This window comes from Eisenbergiella massiliensis (genome assembly GCF_003435485.1).
This window is the reverse complement of record NZ_QVLV01000008.1, coordinates 127,630-144,868: the sequence shown is the minus strand read 5'-3', so window position 1 is coordinate 144,868 and position 17,239 is coordinate 127,630. Positions and strand designations below refer to the sequence as shown.

The 17,239-nt window shown below is 49.8% G+C and carries 21 protein-coding genes; 9 read left to right on the top strand and 12 right to left on the bottom strand.

All coding sequences use genetic code 11. From position 1 onward, the window contains the following. Positions 1-159 precede the first annotated feature (159 nt). A complete protein-coding gene (locus DXC51_RS13490) occupies positions 160-807 on the bottom strand; it encodes a YigZ family protein (protein WP_021635015.1) in 648 nt (215 codons plus the stop codon). Positions 808-1,280: 473 nt separating this feature from the next. On the opposite strand from DXC51_RS13490, the gene DXC51_RS30625 reads away from it, so the two are divergent. The 6 genes from DXC51_RS30625 to DXC51_RS13465 all read left to right on the top strand — a co-directional run bounded on the left by DXC51_RS30625 (position 1,281) and on the right by DXC51_RS13465 (position 4,591). Beyond that, complete coding sequence (locus DXC51_RS30625) at positions 1,281-1,478, top strand: helix-turn-helix domain-containing protein (protein WP_021635017.1); 198 nt, start codon at positions 1,281-1,283, stop codon at positions 1,476-1,478. Between the two features lie 134 nt (positions 1,479-1,612). Continuing rightward, the gene (locus DXC51_RS13480; protein WP_021635019.1) at positions 1,613-2,275 is read left to right on the top strand and encodes a TetR/AcrR family transcriptional regulator; all 663 of its coding nucleotides are present in this window, start codon (positions 1,613-1,615) and stop codon (positions 2,273-2,275) included. Positions 2,276-2,399: 124 nt separating this feature from the next. Beyond that, entirely contained in the window at positions 2,400-2,696 is a 297-nt protein-coding gene (locus DXC51_RS13475; protein WP_025491647.1) for an ATP-binding cassette domain-containing protein, read from the top strand. Then, complete coding sequence (locus tag DXC51_RS13470) at positions 2,693-3,085, top strand: hypothetical protein (RefSeq protein ID WP_021635021.1); 393 nt, start codon at positions 2,693-2,695, stop codon at positions 3,083-3,085. The genes DXC51_RS13475 and DXC51_RS13470 overlap by 4 nt, the downstream gene beginning before the upstream one ends. Further along, entirely contained in the window at positions 3,078-3,209 is a 132-nt protein-coding gene (locus DXC51_RS30280) for a hypothetical protein (RefSeq protein ID WP_021635022.1), read from the top strand. Before DXC51_RS13470 ends, DXC51_RS30280 begins: the two co-directional genes overlap by 8 nt. Before the next feature lie 146 nt (positions 3,210-3,355). Continuing rightward, entirely contained in the window at positions 3,356-4,591 is a 1,236-nt protein-coding gene (locus DXC51_RS13465; RefSeq protein ID WP_035321269.1) for an MFS transporter, read from the top strand. A gap of 79 nt (positions 4,592-4,670) precedes the next feature. On the opposite strand, the gene DXC51_RS13460 is transcribed toward DXC51_RS13465, so the two are convergent. From DXC51_RS13460 to DXC51_RS13445, 4 genes are all read right to left on the bottom strand, one after another. Then, the gene (locus tag DXC51_RS13460; RefSeq protein WP_051358328.1) at positions 4,671-4,952 is read right to left on the bottom strand and encodes a hypothetical protein; all 282 of its coding nucleotides are present in this window, start codon (positions 4,950-4,952) and stop codon (positions 4,671-4,673) included. 260 nt (positions 4,953-5,212) lie between these two features. Beyond that, entirely contained in the window at positions 5,213-5,893 is a 681-nt protein-coding gene (locus DXC51_RS13455) for an AlkZ-related protein (RefSeq protein WP_021635025.1), read from the bottom strand. A gap of 38 nt (positions 5,894-5,931) precedes the next feature. Further along, positions 5,932-6,795, bottom strand: a complete 864-nt coding sequence (locus DXC51_RS13450; protein ID WP_021635026.1) for a hypothetical protein — start codon at positions 6,793-6,795, stop codon at positions 5,932-5,934. Between the two features lie 68 nt (positions 6,796-6,863). Beyond that, entirely contained in the window at positions 6,864-7,046 is a 183-nt protein-coding gene (locus DXC51_RS13445; protein ID WP_147332367.1) for a hypothetical protein, read from the bottom strand. A gap of 174 nt (positions 7,047-7,220) precedes the next feature. On the opposite strand from DXC51_RS13445, the gene DXC51_RS29525 reads away from it, so the two are divergent. The 3 genes from DXC51_RS29525 to DXC51_RS13430 all read left to right on the top strand — a co-directional run bounded on the left by DXC51_RS29525 (position 7,221) and on the right by DXC51_RS13430 (position 10,150). Then, positions 7,221-7,445, top strand: coding sequence for a TIM barrel protein (locus DXC51_RS29525; RefSeq protein WP_270493274.1), 225 nt, complete (start codon positions 7,221-7,223; stop codon positions 7,443-7,445). Between the two features lie 379 nt (positions 7,446-7,824). After that, positions 7,825-8,538 (top strand): ABC transporter ATP-binding protein, encoded by a 714-nt coding sequence (locus tag DXC51_RS13435; RefSeq protein ID WP_025491639.1) that lies wholly within the window; start codon positions 7,825-7,827, stop codon positions 8,536-8,538. Then, the gene (locus DXC51_RS13430) at positions 8,531-10,150 is read left to right on the top strand and encodes a hypothetical protein (RefSeq protein ID WP_025491638.1); all 1,620 of its coding nucleotides are present in this window, start codon (positions 8,531-8,533) and stop codon (positions 10,148-10,150) included. The genes DXC51_RS13435 and DXC51_RS13430 overlap by 8 nt, the downstream gene beginning before the upstream one ends. 85 nt (positions 10,151-10,235) lie before the next feature. On the opposite strand, the gene DXC51_RS13425 is transcribed toward DXC51_RS13430, so the two are convergent. The 7 genes from DXC51_RS13425 to DXC51_RS13395 form a co-directional block, all read right to left on the bottom strand. Next, the gene (locus tag DXC51_RS13425; protein WP_021635033.1) at positions 10,236-11,066 is read right to left on the bottom strand and encodes a hypothetical protein; all 831 of its coding nucleotides are present in this window, start codon (positions 11,064-11,066) and stop codon (positions 10,236-10,238) included. Next, a complete protein-coding gene (locus DXC51_RS13420; protein WP_021635034.1) occupies positions 11,063-12,472 on the bottom strand; it encodes a sensor histidine kinase in 1,410 nt (469 codons plus the stop codon). The genes DXC51_RS13425 and DXC51_RS13420 overlap by 4 nt, the downstream gene beginning before the upstream one ends. Beyond that, positions 12,469-13,128: a response regulator transcription factor gene (locus tag DXC51_RS13415; protein ID WP_021635035.1), complete on the bottom strand. Its 660-nt coding sequence runs from the start codon at positions 13,126-13,128 to the stop codon at positions 12,469-12,471. The genes DXC51_RS13420 and DXC51_RS13415 overlap by 4 nt, the downstream gene beginning before the upstream one ends. Positions 13,129-13,195: 67 nt before the next feature. Next, positions 13,196-14,308: a hypothetical protein gene (locus tag DXC51_RS13410; RefSeq protein WP_021635036.1), complete on the bottom strand. Its 1,113-nt coding sequence runs from the start codon at positions 14,306-14,308 to the stop codon at positions 13,196-13,198. 19 nt (positions 14,309-14,327) lie between these two features. Then, positions 14,328-14,951, bottom strand: coding sequence for a hypothetical protein (locus tag DXC51_RS13405; protein ID WP_021635037.1), 624 nt, complete (start codon positions 14,949-14,951; stop codon positions 14,328-14,330). Positions 14,952-15,281: 330 nt separating this feature from the next. Continuing rightward, positions 15,282-16,775 carry an IMP dehydrogenase gene (locus DXC51_RS13400; RefSeq protein WP_021635038.1) on the bottom strand — a complete coding sequence of 498 codons (1,494 nt, stop codon included), beginning with the start codon at positions 16,773-16,775 and terminating at the stop codon, positions 15,282-15,284. 88 nt (positions 16,776-16,863) lie between these two features. Further along, complete coding sequence (locus tag DXC51_RS13395) at positions 16,864-17,196, bottom strand: cupin domain-containing protein (RefSeq protein WP_025491636.1); 333 nt, start codon at positions 17,194-17,196, stop codon at positions 16,864-16,866. Positions 17,197-17,239 lie beyond the last annotated feature (43 nt).

Genomic DNA, 17,239 nt, shown 5'->3' with positions numbered 1-17,239 from the left:
CCCGGGGACAGGAACATCACCGCTGCTTGCCTTTTTGCTCTTCATTAAAACCACCACCTTCCGGAAAATTATTTTTGTGTCCGCGCGTAAAAACGCCGGTCTGTCAGGCAATTAGTGCCTCTTTTACTTATTTAATACTTTTACACTATAACTTCCCGCTTAATCTTTGTCAACAAAATAGTACCTGTCAACCACTTCCAACTCCGCCCGCGCGCCGGTTGCCTCCGTCAGTTCCTTTATAAGCCGTTCCTCCTCCGGGGCAGGCACCACTGTTTCCAGCGCCACCCGTTCCGTATATTCCGCATTTTCCTGGGGATAGCCCTTCTGTCCCAGAAGGTACTGTATCCGGCCGATATCCGAATAATCCGTTCCAATGCGTATCCGGCTTCCATAGCGCATCGTCGCCGTCTGGCTCGCCTCCAGCCCGGCCTTCACCGCCGCACCATATGCCCTCACCAGCCCGCCGGTGCCCAGCAGGGTTCCTCCGAAATACCGGGTTACCACCACCGCTGCATCGCAGATGCCTTCCCCCAGCAGTACCTCCAGCATGGGACGGCCTGCTGTTCCTGAAGGTTCTCCGTCATCCGAGCATCTGGTCAGCTGCCCGCGCCGGCCGATGACAAACGCCGAACAGTTATGGGAAGCGTCCCAGTATTTCTTTTTCATCTCTTCTATAAAGCTGACGGCTTCTTCTTCCGATTCGGTTCTGCGCACTGTGGCTATGAAGCGTGACTTCTTTTCTGTTATTTCAGCGGTGCCTCCCGTGAGAACACAGCGGTAAGGCTGAAAATTCGTTGTATTTTCCATGTTATTAACTCCATTTGGGATAGATAAAAATGTATAATGTGTACCGCTTACAGTGTCCGGGAGGAAAGGGATGGGGCATACAGAACCGGCCAAAGGCAATGCATCCTTAAAGAAAGGGCAGCTTCAGTTGCCTAACCTCCTTACATTACAAGCGGTTTTCCACGCATATTTTATCTTACCATATTAAAGGGGAAAAGTGTATAAATTTCAGGCGCACAGGATTGTGTTGAAAGATTATAATTGAAAATTTATGATTTAGAATGCCAGCAATCAGTGCTTTGGCGCTTTCTTCCTCCCGGGCCTGGCGAATTTACATAAAATGATATGATATGGCATCAAAAAAGCGGCCATCCTTATATAGACAGGATGACCGCTTTTTGGTTGATTTTATACCCTTTTTATATTATACCCATTTCGATGGGTATTTTCAAGAAAAAAAACGGGAAATATAATTACGTCAGAGGTAGTGGCGTATGATTAGTTATGAACCATTTTTTGATACTATGAAAAAGAAAAATATTTCTTCCTATTGGTTAATTATGCACGGACTTTCCAAGGGAACTTACGAGTCATTGAGGAAGGGGAAGCCCTGCAGTACTGTTACCATTGACAGGTTGTGTACGTTGATGGACTGTGATGTGCCAGATATAATAACTTTTAAGAAAGATTGATGCGCGGTAGAACATGAAAAGTTTTGCCGCGTTTTTTATTTTTTTCAAAAATAAGTTGACATACATACTGCTGGTATGTATAATCAGACATACCGATGGTATGTTTATTGTACATAGTGTGAAGGAGGGTTCTCATGGCGAGGAATAAGTATCCGGAGGAAACGCGTAATCTGATTGTGGATACGGCGGCCAGGCTGTTTGTGGAGAAGGGGTATGAACGTACTTCCATCCAGGACATTATTAATAATCTGGGCGGACTGAGCAAGGGAGCTATTTATCATCATTTTAAATCTAAGGATGAGATAATGAATGCGGTGGCCGATAAGCTTTATGCGGGGGCTACGGAAAAAATGAATGAGATTGTCCGGCGTAAGGATCTGACGGGGCTTGAGAAGCTCCGGATGGTATTTCAGGCGTCTATTTATTCCTCGGCGCAGGAGGAGCTGTTTGCCGCGGCCCCGGATATGCTGGATAATCCGCAGCTTCTGTCGCTGTTTATCCGGAATTCCGTGCAGCAGGAGGCTCCGGCCATGATACAGCCTATTTTAGAGGAGGGTATCGCGGACGGTTCAATTTGTACGGATTATCCGAAGGAGCTGTCTGAGGTGCTTATGCTGATGGGCAATCTCTGGCTGAATCCGCTTGTTTATCATTGTGACACGCTGCAACTGATAAACAGAATGAGATTTTTCCAGCATATGCTCCGTCTCCTGGGACTGGATATTATTGATGATGAAATGTTCATTCCTTTGGAAAAGTACGCACAGCTTTATCAGGAGCATCAGGGTCGCAGATAATACGGCGGCAGCCGTTCTTTGAGAATTTGTCTTATGTTCAGAAAAATAACTGCTCTTCATGGGCAGCTTATTTTTGGCAGTTTTTCATACCAACGGTCGGTATCAAAGTTTAAAGGAGGATTCTATGATAAAATTTTCAGATGTAACAAAAGCTTATCAAACGGATGAGCCGGTGTTAGCGCATTGTTCACTCAGCGTACCGGAAGGGAGCGTCTATGCGCTGGTGGGAAAGAACGGGGCGGGAAAATCCACCTTGCTGAAGCTGGCGGCAGGTTTTCTTTGTCCTGATTATGGAGAAATATGTTTTCAGGATATGCCTGTCTGGGAAAACAGGGAATTCCATATGAATGACTATCAGGGGGCAGGAAAGGAACTGTTTGAAAAAGAAGTACTTGCTGAAATGAAAGGAGACGTTTTATGAAACTGATGCAGCTGGAATTGAAAAAAATAAACTGGAGGCCTTATCTGGGCGCGGCCTGCGGTCTGCTGGCCTTCGGGCTGTTCATCGCCCTGCTTTTCTGCTTTCTTCCCGAGTCGGAACGGGGCGTGGATGACGCGCAGTTTTCCGGCAGCTGGAATTCCCTGATTCTGCTGGTTTCCTGCGTCAGCATGTTTTCCTTTACCATTTTTGGGGCGGTTCTTGGCTCCAAAGTCATTCTGGACGGTTATCTTGGGAAAAAAGTATTGCTGCTTTTTTCCTATCCTGTTGACCGCCTGTACTTCTCTTATCGCCGTATGGTTCGGTTTCCGGAAAAAAAGCGCGACAACTGTCATCATTTCAGCGCTTATCCTCACCGCGCCAATGACTAATTTTGCATCCGCGGGCATGTACGGCTGGATGAGCCTGGCAGGCTTTGCCGCGGTCATGGGAGCGCTGTATTTTATTGTTTACCGGAGCCTTTCCCGTAAGGTTTCTCTCATGGAGGTTCTGTGAACCTGACGCAAAGCGGCTGATGTACAGCTTGTTTTTGGAACCGGGCGGCTGATGTAAATGCCGGCCGCCGCCAGAGTTTTGGCAGCATGAATACATTTTCCGGCGCATCTGGTTTTATGCGCCGACAGTTTCGTCTGGAGGTTTATATGAAAAAAGGATTTTCCAAGAATTTTTATCTCGTTGTAATCGGTCAGATCATTTCCCTGTTCGGAAATGCGGTCATCCGGTTTGCCCTTCCGCTGCACCTGCTTTCCGTTACCGGATCGGCGGCGCTTCTGGGTGTGGTATCCGGCGTAGCGTTCCTTCCGCTTGTTGTCATGTCTCCCATCGGCGGCCTGATTGCGGATCGGATGAATAAAAGGAATATCATGGTTGTGCTGGATTTCTTTACGGCAGGCCTGGTTCTTCTTTTCCTGGTGTTAAGCGGGAGGGGCAGCCTGGTTTCGCTCATCCTGATTATGCTTTTTCTCCTGTATGGGATTTCCGGCGCTTATCAGCCTTCCGTGCAGGCCAGCATTCCTTTGCTGGTATCGGAGGAAGCCGTCATGCCTGCCAATGCCATTATCAATATGGTGTCCTCCCTTTCCGGCCTGCTGGGGCCTGCCCTGGGCGGCATTGCTTACGGTCTCTGGGGCATCACCCCCATACTTTATGTCTGCATGGGCTGTTTTTTCCTGTCTGCGGTCATGGAAATTTTTATCCATATTCCGTTCGTTAAAAGGGTGCGCACGGATACGCTGCTTCATGAAACTATCGCAGATATGAAGAGCAGCCTTATTTTTATCGGACGTGAAAAAAAAGAAATCGGAAAGCTGACATTTTGCTGCGCTGCGGTAAACCTTTTCCTATCGGCTCTTATGATTGTCAGCCTGCCTGTTATTGTTACACAGGTACTCGTTTTCCCCCGGAACAATGCTTCGGAAATGTATGGTTTTCTGGAAGCCCTCATGGCGGGAGGGGGACTGCTGGGCGGGCTTGGCGCAGGGCTTTTAAGCAAACGGCTGAATGTCAGAAGCACCTGGAAGCTGCTGTTTTGCTGCGGAATGCTGCTGCTTCCCATGGGCGCGGCTCTTTATAAGGGGCTTCCGGTATATCTGGCTTATCTGATTCTGGCGGTGTCGGGGATTCTTATCATGGCGATGGCATCCCTTTATACGATTCAGGTAATGTCTTATATCCAGATCACGACGCCACCCGGGCTGATCGGCAAGGTAATCTCATGGATTATCGCTCTTTCCACCTGTGCGCAGCCACTGGGGCAGATCATGTATGGCTTCCTGCTGGAGCATTTGCGCGGGATGCTGTGGATCGTGTTTGTTGTGACCGCTGCGGCTACCATGCTTTTCGCCCGGTGGAACAGACGGGTGGCGCAACGGCTGTAGTCCGGGCCTCAAGCCTGGCATGAAAAAAGGTGATGCTTTCCTCTGTGTGAGGGCATCACCTTTTGGCTTCTTATATAATTCAGGACTCCAAAGCAGTCAGCCTTGCTTTTGATTCCTGTACCTGGCCCCAGTTTTCAAGGGCAAGCTCATATGTTTCATATACTTTATCGGATACACGTTTTAACTCCTGACGCAGCTTCTGCTGGCCTTCCTTCAGGGCTCCGATTTCGCTTTCCACTCTGTCGAGGCGGCTATCCATACCATCAAGCCGGCCCTCCAACCTGTCGAGCCGATTATGTACGGGCTGCAATTTTTCATCTAATAATCCTGACAATACGTTTATCAGTACTTTCTCGTCCATTTTACTCCTTATCTGCGCTCTAATCCGCATAACAAACCTACAGCTGAAAGTGTTTTTCTTTCAGCTTTTGAAAGTATATTTCTTTCAGCTTTTGAAAGTGTTTTTCTTTCAGCTTCTTTGTGCATTACAGGCCTCCGGAGCCATTATCCTGCTGTCTCTGATTACAGATAAATACTATCACAGGAAGGAGATAATCTCTATATGTATTTTCGTATTTTTCTGTATACATTCTGCGTGCAGACGACGCCATATCTGCCGTTTTATCCGAGAATATACTTCTTCACTTTCCTCTCCGGCGCCTGGGGATTCAGTTTATAAATCTGTTTTTCAATCTTTCGGAAGGCTTCTTCACCGGAAATCCCCGCGGCCGCGTCAAATACCTCTTCCCCGAACAAATCCTCCGTCAGGCAGAAAACCGTTGAAGACCATCCGTATTCCTCACCCTTCCGGGATTTCTTTCTTGTCCTGCCGCAGAGTGAAACGTAAAATTTCATCTGCAGCTCAGTCAGCGCATTATCAAATCCGCTTTTGTCCTCTCTGGAAAAACCGCCGTACTGCTTCAGAAGATGCACCGGAAGCTCCTTTTCCTCACTGAGCACATCATAAATCCGTTTCGCCATCAGGGTAACATTACCTTCCTCATATTCCTCGTAAAGGTCCGCCTTTCCCCTCCTGGCTGCCAGGAAATAGGGAAACCATTCTTTCGTTATATAACCGCTTTTCTTAAAAAAGAGCTTTCCATAGGCAATATCACGATACTCATCCAGGACCCGTATCCTCCATTCCCATGGATCCGTATCATCGTCCTCCGTATGCCAGTGTATTTTATCACTAAAGTAATCGCTTAATGTAAAAACCCCTTCTCCGTTTTCACCGCCGATTGTAAAGCCCGCTATCCTCAGATCGTCTACAAAATCCTGAAAGCCGTTTATTTCCTTCATTGCCTGTCCTCCCTGTTCCAACCTCTGATTTCTGATTCTTAATTTCTGTCCTCAAGCTTATCAAGCAGCCTCCTTATACGCCAGGTACAGTCGGCAATCCTGTTTTCTTTCTTTTTCCAATTGTCGGAAAGTGGAAAATATATCCCGTCTTTTACCTCGCTTCCCATATCCCAATTTCCTTCTTCCCTTTGATTTGCATACAGCCATTTTGATGCAAAATGCAGCATGTCGATGCTGTTCCTGTATTCCGCAAGCAGTTCCAGCGCCGCCAGATATCTTCCCGCCTCTCTGGATGCAAACGTTTCCGGTACATTACAGATCCGGGAATCTCCCGAGGGTCTGCTAAAAACATAATAAATTCCTTTGTCATAATGAAGCACATAATCCATCATCAGGCGCTCCGTTCTTTCATTCAGCATGCCGGGAAGGAGGGAAAGCTGATAAAAAGTCACAAAATCCACCAGCCGTCCGCCTCGCGGCGGTTCTCCGAAAATCTCCGTATATGCCAAAGCACAGTCCTCATGGCTGAAGCTCCCGGAAGAGAACGCCCGGGTTATAATATCGGCCCATTTCCCGGCAACACGGTTCGCGCTCCTATCTGCCAATGTGAATTTCCTGATCCAGACAGCGAGCATCAGCTCCGTAAAAATATCCCAGTTATGCATTTTTTCCCGCCTGTCCGGCATTTGTTTCCTGCCTTTCAGGCAATCGCTCATATATGTAACGGTTCTGGCAATCACCTCATCATTGATATCAAAGCCTAAAACATACAGTCTGCGCAGCGCCTGTTCCGTTGTGATTGGCGCTTTGGATGGCTTACTTAATGTATGGAAATTTCCCCACAGACCATTTTCATCCTGCTGCGCCAGAATTTCTTTCGCCCATTTAGTGTCCTTATACAAATTTTTCTCCCCGATTTCATATCTGTTCAGAATATTTTATATCTTTATCCGGGATTTTCCGAATTCATTCAACGTTCCCGGCCTCTTTTGAATTTTCTCACTGCGGCGTCAAGCAGAGACTTATCGCCTCTTTCTTCCATAAATTTATCTGATATCCGATTCAGTAATTCCTCCCCCATTCCCGTCCAGTAAAACCATATTGCAACCAAAATACTGATTGCTAGCAATATCCCATAATTTAATCTTTTCATGCACCGCCCTCCCTTGTTACGCCCAAATATGTACAGTAAAATAATTGTTTTCTTCATTCTACCATGCCTGCTCCGCCTTTATCAACAACTACTAAAACTACTAAAAAGACCACCTTCCTTCGCGCCCCTCTGGTTACTGTTCACCCCTTCTGAAGAACGGCACAAGAATCCCGATTGTTTGCGGTTCACCTTCACGATAACATGGGTATCAACGATGAACACCTCGCTCCCGGAGAAGGAATGGTAAACTGGGCAAACGTCAGGGATATTATCGATGCCTCCTCCTATGAAGGCTCCTATACCCTGGAAAGCGACAGCGCCGTCATTCCTGCCGGACGCACACCCCTGGAACACCTGCTGCTTCATTATAAAGGGGCAAAAGCAATGCTTTTTCCGTAATCGCTTCCGGTACGTATAGAAAATCCGGCGTCTTTCTGCTTTCGTTGCCAGCCTGCATTTCCCTGCGCCTGCAGGCTGACAATGAAAGCCATAACAACGGTTCTCCCATGTAAAATTTATGTAAAGAAACCGCCCTGTCTCTTGCTCTCCCTCACCCGCTCCCCTATAATAGGGACAACATTAATCCTCAGTGTTTTATCAAAGAAAGGAATTTCCCCATGGACGACGCCCACAGTGACGCTGCCCCAAACATATATACACATACCTGTTTTTTAAACGGCAGCCTGTTAAAAACAGGAACACACAGGCATAGTCCGCGTTCCTCCGGGAATACGGGCCATGCTTTTTTGTGTCCTGCGAGATGAAAAGGAGAAAAAGCATGGATCTGCAACTGGAAAACATAAGAAAAGCCTATGGCGACAAGCAGGTGCTCAGGGACTGCACCTTTGCCTTTGAAAAAGGCAAAATATACGGCCTCCTGGGCAGAAACGGAGCTGGCAAAACCACTCTTTTTAACTGCCTGACAGATGAGGTGCCCGCGGACGGAGGACGCGCGCTGCTTTTTGACGGCGACGGCGCGCCGCGGCCGCTTACGCCGGATCAGGTGGGGTATGTATATTCCACGCCCATTCTGCCGGATTTTCTTACCGGCTATGAATTCATACGTTTTTTTATGGATCTTCATGAAGGAAATGTCCCTGTGGGAAAGACAATTGATGACTATTTTGATATGGTAAAAATCGATGCCCACGACAGGCACAAGCTGATCAAGGGGTATTCCCACGGAATGAAAAACAAGGTGCAGATGCTCATGCTCCTCATAGCCCGCCCGCCTGTGATTTTACTGGACGAGCCGCTTACCTCCTTCGACGTGGTGGTGGCCCTGGAAATCAAACAGCTTCTCCGTGAAATCCGGCCGGATCATATTCTTATTTTTTCCACCCATATCCTGCAGCTTGCCACAGATTTGTGTGACGAAATCGTAGTGCTCAGTGACGGGCGGCTCAGCCGGCTCGACCATTCCCTGCTGGATAGCCCTGACTTTGAAGCCAGGCTGATAGAATTATTAAAGGATGAAAATGCCCATGATTAATACACTGAAACAAATCATTTTTATGAGGACCGCCCTTTGGGTTAACGCCTTTCTCTATTATCTGAAACGCCTTCCCCTGGCGGGTAAACTGGTCCCTGATTCGGTGTACGCCAATTATTCCGCGAAAAAAATACTGGCTGCCGGCGCCTTCCTGGTTCGCCAGCTTGTTGACATTACAGGCAAGCCGCTGTATCTTCTGTTTTTTGTCCTGCTGCCAGCGCAGCTGCTGTCCGGAAAAGTACCCGTATGGAAAGGACAGACCTTTTCCCTGATGGCGCATATCCTTTTCTTTTTAAACTGTATTATCGGTTCTCTGGGAGACAGCCAGATCTTCACCGTAACCAGGGATAAAATCACCTTGCTGAAATATATGAAGGGCGATGTACGCAGCTATACGCATGCGGCCCTCTGTCTGAAATATGTCCCTTTTTTCCTCTATTACCTGCCTTTTCTTATCCTCTTTTCCTTACTTTGTGGAGGGACGGCGGTACAGGGGCTGTTTCTGTGGATTCTGCTGGCGGCTGCCCGCGGTATGGGAGAAGCGTTCCAGTTGTTTGTTTTTGACAGGACCGGCAAGGTGTACTACCGGAATATGGCATGCAGCTGGGCCATTATCGGTATCGGACTGGCCGGGGCTTACCTGCTTCCTTTGTCAGGGATTTCCCTGCCGGCGTCATTTTTGCTGCATCCGGTCAGTATGGTATTCTGGCTGGCCTGCGGCGGCTTCAGTCTGTATTACATTATTACTGGCTATAAAGGTTATGAGCAAAAACTGATTCATTCCATTGATATTAATTTTCTGCTGACAACCATAATGAAATCCTCTTCCGCTTCTTCCTTCAAAGAGGTGGAGGTCCGGGAAAAGGACGCGGAGCTTTCCCTGTCCGTAAAACAGCATACATCGGCGCTGCGGGGCTATGCCTATTTTAACAGCCTGTTTTTTGCCAGACACAGACGACAGCTCCTGCGCCCGGTGTACTACCGCCTGATCGCAGTGGCTGCCATCTTTGCGCTCTCCGTTGTCTTCCTGCTTCTGAACCGGCCCGCGGCAGTGAAGCTTGGGCAAAACATGACCTCCCTGCTGCCCTCCTTCGTCTATATCATGTATTTTCTCACGGTAGCGGACAAAGCCTGCCGGGCCATGTTCTATAACTGCGACAAGGATATGCTCCATTATTCCTTTTACCGCAGGCCGGATACCATACTGAAGAATTTCCGGGTGCGGCTGATGTATGTATCCCTTTATGACGCGGTCATAGCCGGCGCCCTGTGCCCTTGCGCCGTTATTTTCCGCCTGCTGTGCGGCGTCAGCATTTTTACGGCGGATATGCTGCTGTTCTGTCTGGCCATCCTGCTGCTTTCCGTCCTTTTTACCGCCCATCACCTGTGCCTGTACTACATTTTCCAGCCTTATTCGGAGAGCCTGCAGATAAAAAACCCGTTTTTTTCCGTCATCAATATCATTATGTATGCTCTCTGTTTCCTCTGCCTGGAAATCAAAGTGACCGGAAGCCTGTTTACGCTGGGCGTACTCGGCTTTACGGTGATATATATTGCGGCGGCGCTTGTTCTTGTATATTTTCGTTCGCCGAAGGCCTTCCGGGTAAAGTAATTTATTGTACAGACATTACCGGAGCCGGTTCAGCCCTTCCCCCGAAACTGCACCGGCTCCGCCTCATATCTGCATCAAAGTCTCATCATTTGGATACCTTCAGGAAAAATTCGTTAATCCCCTCATAGAAGCCGATTGTGACTATCGTTTTTTCGTTTCCCATGCCTGCAAACACATACTTTTTAAAGTAGGGGGTGGTTTCCAGCAGGGGATTTTGATCCTCATAAACCTCCGGCGCCTCAAGGCCCATGTACTCGCTCCACCGGGCAATGATTTCATCGGGGTCCATTTCCTCCCAGCGCATGGAGGATCTGGCGTAAAATTCATAAATTCTGCCATCATCCGCGTCAATATAGGCATCAATGAGGCGGTTTTCTTTTCTGGCATTTTTCTGGCTGGTTGACAGGCTCACCTTCCAGACCGCCACGTTGTTCTGCGGCTCCGGCACGTCAATGGCGGAATACAGCACCGCGTCGTAGGCAGAGGCTTCCACCTTTCTGACGGAATCCGGAAGTATCCCCAAATCCTTCAATATCTGCAGTCCTTCATTACAGGATTCTATGATTTCCGCATCCGTAATTTCCTTTCCGGAAGGCCCTCTGTGATTGACTACAAAGGCATAGCTTCCTTCCGGCTCCTGATATTCCAGGCCGTCCTCGTCCTTCCGGGTCATGGCGTTCTGATCGCTTTCCGGGAAGGACTGGCTGTTCAGGCATTTCGCCAGAATATAAAGCCGCTCGTTGCTGCTTAAGGTATAGCGGTAGCCTTCGCCTGCCGTTTCCACTGTCTGGGCATGGGTCACGCCCAGAATCTCCCTGTCACGGTATTCCGCAATGGCCTCCGGCCCCCAGATGGAAAAAGCCATGACCAGGCACACAAACAGAAGAAAGGCAATGTTCCTCATGTTTTTTTTCATTCCATTCCTCCTTTATCCGGGAGGACAAAGCTGATACAGGAGCCTTTCCCCGGTTCACTTTCTATTTCCAGCTTGCTCCCATGAAGGAGAAGGATTTCCGCACACAAGGCCAGGCCCAGGCCGGCCCCGTTCTTGCTTCTGGAGCGTGACTTATCCACCATGTAAAAGGCTTTGGTGATATTTTTCTGTTCTTCCCTGGGGATCCCCACGCCCATGTCCTTTACCTCAAAACGGTAGCCTCTCTCCGTGAGCTTCCCCCTCACCTCAATAGGGCTTCCCGGCTCCGAAGCCTTGCAGGCGTTATCCAGCAGATTCACCAGCACCGACTTGATCAGGTTGGCCTCGGCCCTCACCATACCCGACTCATATTGAAAATGAAATTCCATCTCCGTATGGGATGCAAACATATCCTTCAGATAATCGAAAAGGGAAGCGGCAGGCACCAGCTGGAACTGCACTTCCTCCTTCTTGGTGACAATGATATCCAGAAGCCGCAGGGACATGGCCTCCAGCCGCTTTCCTTCCGTATATATATAATTGGCGGACAGGAAGCTTTTTTCCTCATCCAGCTTACGGGAACGCAGCATGTCCGCATAGCCTATGATAGCCGTCAGCGGAGTCTTCAGCTCATGGGCAAAGGCAGCCACGAAATCCTCCCTGGCCTGGATTTCCTCCTCCAGCTTATTGATATTTTCCTCCAGCACATTTGCCATATGGTTAAAATCCGTAGTCAGCTGTCCCAGCTCGTCATTGCTGATCTGCCTTGCCCGATAACCATAATCTCCCGCCGCCATCCGCTTCGTCGCCCTGGTAAGCAGGCGGATGGGCTTGGTCAGCCAGGAGGAAATCACCAGCATCAGCACCGTACCGAATACCAGCATCAGTATCGTCACCCGGCGGTACACGGAAAAGCCCAGCTGCCTTTCCCGGAAAACCTCAGACACATCCTTCAGCGTTTCCAGATACAGGATCCTGTCCAGCGCATTCACCGTTATCCCGGTCTGGATATAATAGCTGTCCTCCTGCCTGATCACCCTGTAGGTTTTGGTATTTTCATCCGTCTGGCCCAGCAGGCCGTTGTCCGCTTCAAAGCCGCTGCTGATATAGAGCACGTTTTTTTCCTCGTCGGACAGGCGCAGCAGACGGCTGCTGTCATGGCCGCCGGTCTCCATGTTGGAGGCGATCTGCTCTATGGTATGATCCTGAAGCACATCGTATTTTGCGGGCACGTTAAGCGCGGCCGTCTCAAAGGCGAACCGGAGGATGCTGTTTTCATCCAGCGCCTGCCCCACCTCCCGGTCCAGCGCGGTCTCAAACACATAATTGACAAAATAAAATCCGCTGAATCCGAAGGCAATCGCCATGACGATCATCGTACACAGCAGCAGCTTGATTGAAAATTTCATTGCGGCACCTCTAAGCGGTATCCCACCTTGTATACCGCTACCAGACTATGCTCCCATCCCAGCTTCCTTCTCAGGCGCTGTACATGCAGGTCCAGCGTCCGGCTGTCCCCGTAGTACTCGCCCTCCCAGACCTTTTCATACAGGGTCTCCCGGAACAGCGCTACATTTTTATTTTTCATAAAAAGCACCAGCAGGCCGAATTCCTTGTTCGTCAGCTCCACGGGCACTCCCGCCCTGGTCACCCGGCGCGCTTCCACATCCACCACCACATCGCCCGCGCTGAGCAGCCTCTCCGTTTTGTTATAGCGGCGCAGCACCGCTTCCACCCTGGCCACAAGCTCCACCACGTCGAAGGGCTTCACCAGATAATCGTCCGCCCCCAGCTTCAGCCCCTTCACCCGGTCGCGCACCTCATGCTTTGCGGTGATGAAAATGACCGGAATGCCCATGGGCCGGATGTATTCCATGATGTCGTAGCCATCAGCACCCGGCAGCATGATATCAAGCAAAATCAGGTCAAAGTTCTCCTCCTCTATCAGCTTAAGCGCCTCCAGGCCGTCCTGGACAGTCCGGCACTGGTAGCCTGAGGCGGAAAGATTCAGATCTATCAAATCGCAGATGGGCTTTTCGTCATCCACTATCAGTATTTTTATCATCGGTACAATGATGCTCCTTTCCCAAACAATTGTTTCCCGGCAGGCTCCGGCCCCTTCCGGCCCCTGTTTACACGGACCAGCCCCAATAGGCGCGCGCCCTTAGCACCAGCTCCTCCGTCGTGACGTTTTCCCCAATCCGGTACAGCTTCTTATACTCCGTATCGGCGGAAAAACCTCCCGTTCTCTGGTAATAGATCTCAAACTCCGTTCCAATCACCGCCTCCGCCTGTTCGCTTTCATAGCTGTAGCGGCCCAGCACGATGATGTCCTTCAGGCCGTCCCCGTCCACATCCTTGCAGACAAGGCCCTTGAGCGCATACAGATTATCATATTCCCCCATGGGCTGGAAGCTCCAGACGATGTAACCCTGCTCATTCACCAGATAAATCATAAATACATTATAATCCGCCATGGTATAGGTTCCCGGCACCACCTGAAGCCTGCCCATTTTTTCAAAATTCCGCCAGTAGCACTGTTCTTCTATAATCCGGAAGCCATGATCCAGCAGCTCCTTTTGCGTCATGGCCGTATACAGGAATTCCGTGGAATTGCCGTCCCGCACAAAGGAGGTGATGAACCGGATGCTTTTATTCATGCTGAAGCGGTTGATTTTATCGGAAATCCGCCAGTCCTGGTAGAAGCCGTCCCTGCTTCCGAACAAAACATCCCCTACCTTATAGGTTTTCTCCGGGCGGGAGCTGTTTTCATTGATGCAGGAGGTAATCAGCACAATATCCGTGTAGCCGTCCCCGTTCAAATCCTGGAAGGAAACCGCAGCCATGCCTTTATTGGGCTGCTCCAGCATGCCCCGGTTCCGGTTGTTGGTTTCCAGTCTGTCGGTTTTGTATACCACCCGGTCCTCCCCGTCCGTCAGGAACAGGGCAAACCGGTTATATTCCGTATCTAGCGCCGGAATGAAAATCACTTCCCCATAAGGCTCCAGCGTTACCGGAAACGCCTGGGTATCAATGATCCTAAACCCCTGCGCCGGAATATCCCCCAGCTTGTCAATCGCGTCAAACCGCTGCCTGTACGCCTGGTATTCCTGCGCCGGCTGTGCCGGATCCTCATTTTCTTTTTCCGTTCCCGCAGCCTGCAGGGAAAGCGGACAGCACAGAAACACTGTCAGGAGGATACATGCGCCCCGGGCCAGGCGGGTTCTTATTTTTTCATACAGCAAGTCTTTTCACCCGCCTCTCCTATTCCTTCCTGTCCGCTTCCGCCGCCTTTTGAATCAGCCGCTCTATCCCCTCCTGAGAATAGGAAAGCAGCCGCCCGAACGCACAGGCTGTCTCATAGCTTTTCTGCTTTGTATACCCGCCGGTTTCCTGCAGCCTCCGCTGTTCCTCCTTCAGCCGCAGATATTCCTCCAGCACATCGTCAGTATAGTAAAAAAGGAAATTATATTTGCCCCGGTTGGCCTGCGCAGGGAATAACTCCGTGATAAAGGCCTCGTCTTCCGGGTAATATTTTACCCCGTATTTTTTACAAAGCTTCTTTACTTCCGGCAGATAGCTGTTGCGTTCCTGCCTGGTGTCACAGGGATGGCTCATGGCCAGCTTCTTCACTCCCGCCGCCGTCATCTCACAGAAAACATCCATTACGCCCAGCTCATAGGAATACCGGTCAACCTCACGTTCCCCGGCGGCTTCCTCATCCCATGGCTCATACTCCTCCTTGTCCAGGGAAAGGGGAATGCCCGTCCTGCTGGTCACATTCACTCCGCCATACCAGGTACTGTCTATTTCAAAAATATCGCCCACCTGATATTCCATGGAAAATTCATCGTTCTTTTTCACTATCCTTATCTTCTGTCCGCTCATATCTGCTCTCCTGCTTTCATCCTTCCCCGTTGATCCGAAATCTTTTAATCAGTCCCCTGGGCAGCTGCGCCTGTGCCGAAAGCTCCCTGCCCTGCCGCTTTTCTGACCGCTTTAATAATTATGCCATGTTTTTCCCAACAAAATAAATGCTATCACTTATGCTCAGTTAATTATATCATAGCATAAAAGAATGACAACGATTAAAAAACCTTTCCCTTCCGCCGGTCCTGTCCAAAACACCGCAACTGATAAAAAAGAAGAGGCGCCGGCGGCTCCTCTCCTTTTTTATCAAATATGGTAACTATTCGTTACACCCACAGTTACCCAATATTAACGTTTATCCCTCAGCATAACATCATGGGCTCCGCCTTCCACAATGCTTGTGGAGGAAACAAGGGTGATTTTGGCCTTTGCCTGAAGCTCAGGGATGGTCAATGCACCGCAGTTGCACATGGTGGAACGCACCTTGCTCAGCGTAAGATTTACATTATCCTTCAGGCTCCCGGCATAGGGCACGAAGGAGTCCACGCCTTCTTCAAAGGAAAGCTTCTTGTCTCCGCCCATATCATAGCGCTGCCAGTTCCTGGCCCGGGCGCTTCCTTCCCCCCAGTATTCCTTCATGTAGCTGCCGTTGATATTCACCTTCTTGGTGGGGCTTTCATCAAATCTCGCAAAATATCTGCCCAACATAACGAAATCCGCGCCCATGGCCAGCGCCAGCGTAACGTGATAATCATGTACAATGCCGCCGTCGGAGCAGATGGGAACGTAAATACCGGTTTCCTTATAATACTCGTCCCTCGCCTTCGCCACTTCAATTACGGCTGTCGCCTGGCCTCTGCCGATACCCTTCTGTTCACGGGTAATGCAGATGGCCCCGCCGCCGATTCCGATTTTTACAAAGTCGGCTCCGGCATCAGCCAGGAAGCGGAAGCCTTCGGCGTCCACCACATTGCCTGCACCCACCTTCACCTTGTCCCCGTAATTCTTCTTAATATAATCCAGGGTGATCTTCTGCCATTCCGTAAAGCCTTCCGAGCTGTCGATACAGAGCACATCCGCGCCGGCTTCCAGAAGCGCCGGAACCCTTTCCGCATAGTCCCTGGTATTGATGCCCGCGCCCACCAGATAACGCTTGGAGGCATCGATGGATTCATGCTCGTTCTTCTTATGCCTGTCATAGTCCTTGCGGAATACCAGATAAACCAGTTCCTGCTTCTTATTCACCAGAGGGAGACAGTTGATCTTATGATCCCAGATGATATCGTTGGCTTCCTTGAGCGTTGTATCCTCGTCCGCATAAATCAGGTCTTCGAACTTCGTCATAAATTCGCTTACCTTCATATCCGGCTCCATGCGGCTGACACGATAATCCTTATTCGTCACAATGCCCAGCAGCCTGCCACCCGCTTTGCCGTCTTCCGTAACGGCAATGGTGGAATGGCCGGTCTGTTCAGTGATCCGAAGCACATCCTGAAGCGTCATATCCGGTGATACGTTGGAGTCGCTCACCACAAAGCCGGCACGGTAGCGCTTCACCCTCCGGATCATCTCCGACTGATCCTCAATGGACTGTGAACCATAAATAAAGGACAGGCCGCCCTCCTGCGCCAGCGCCACCGCCAGCCTGTCATCCGAAACAGACTGCATGATCGCGGACACCATGGGTATCTGGATGGACAACGCAGGTTCCTCGCCCCTGGCGAATCTGACCAGCGGGGTCTTCAGACTGACCTCAGACGGAATGCACCTGGTGGATGAATACCCCGGAACTAAAAGGTATTCACTGAACGTTCTGGATGGTTCCTCGTAATAAAATGCCATATCAACTCTCCCTTCCTGACAGTTAACCGGTTCTTATATATTGCCAACCAGCATATCACACCGCTCAGCCGTTGTCAACGACACTTTATTACAAAAACTCCTCCCGCATCGGAGTGAAAATATCCAGCAGAATTCCCTCCTTCAGACAGACGCACCCATGCTCCACACCATCCTTTTTCAGCATGCTGTCACCCGGATTCACAATTCTTTTCTCACCTGCTATCTGAAACTCAAACTGCCCGGATACCACGTAGGTTATCTGGGTATGGGGATGGTGATGCACAGCGCCCCTGGCCCCTTCCATAAAATGATTCTCCACGCACATCAGCCCGTCCGTGAACGCAAGCACCTTACGCTCCACACCCGGCGCACAGGCCTGCGCGGCGATATCGCTGTTTTTCACCCAGGCCTGATCCTTCATTGCCCTTGCATATTCTGTTTCTTTCATGAAATAATCCCTCTCT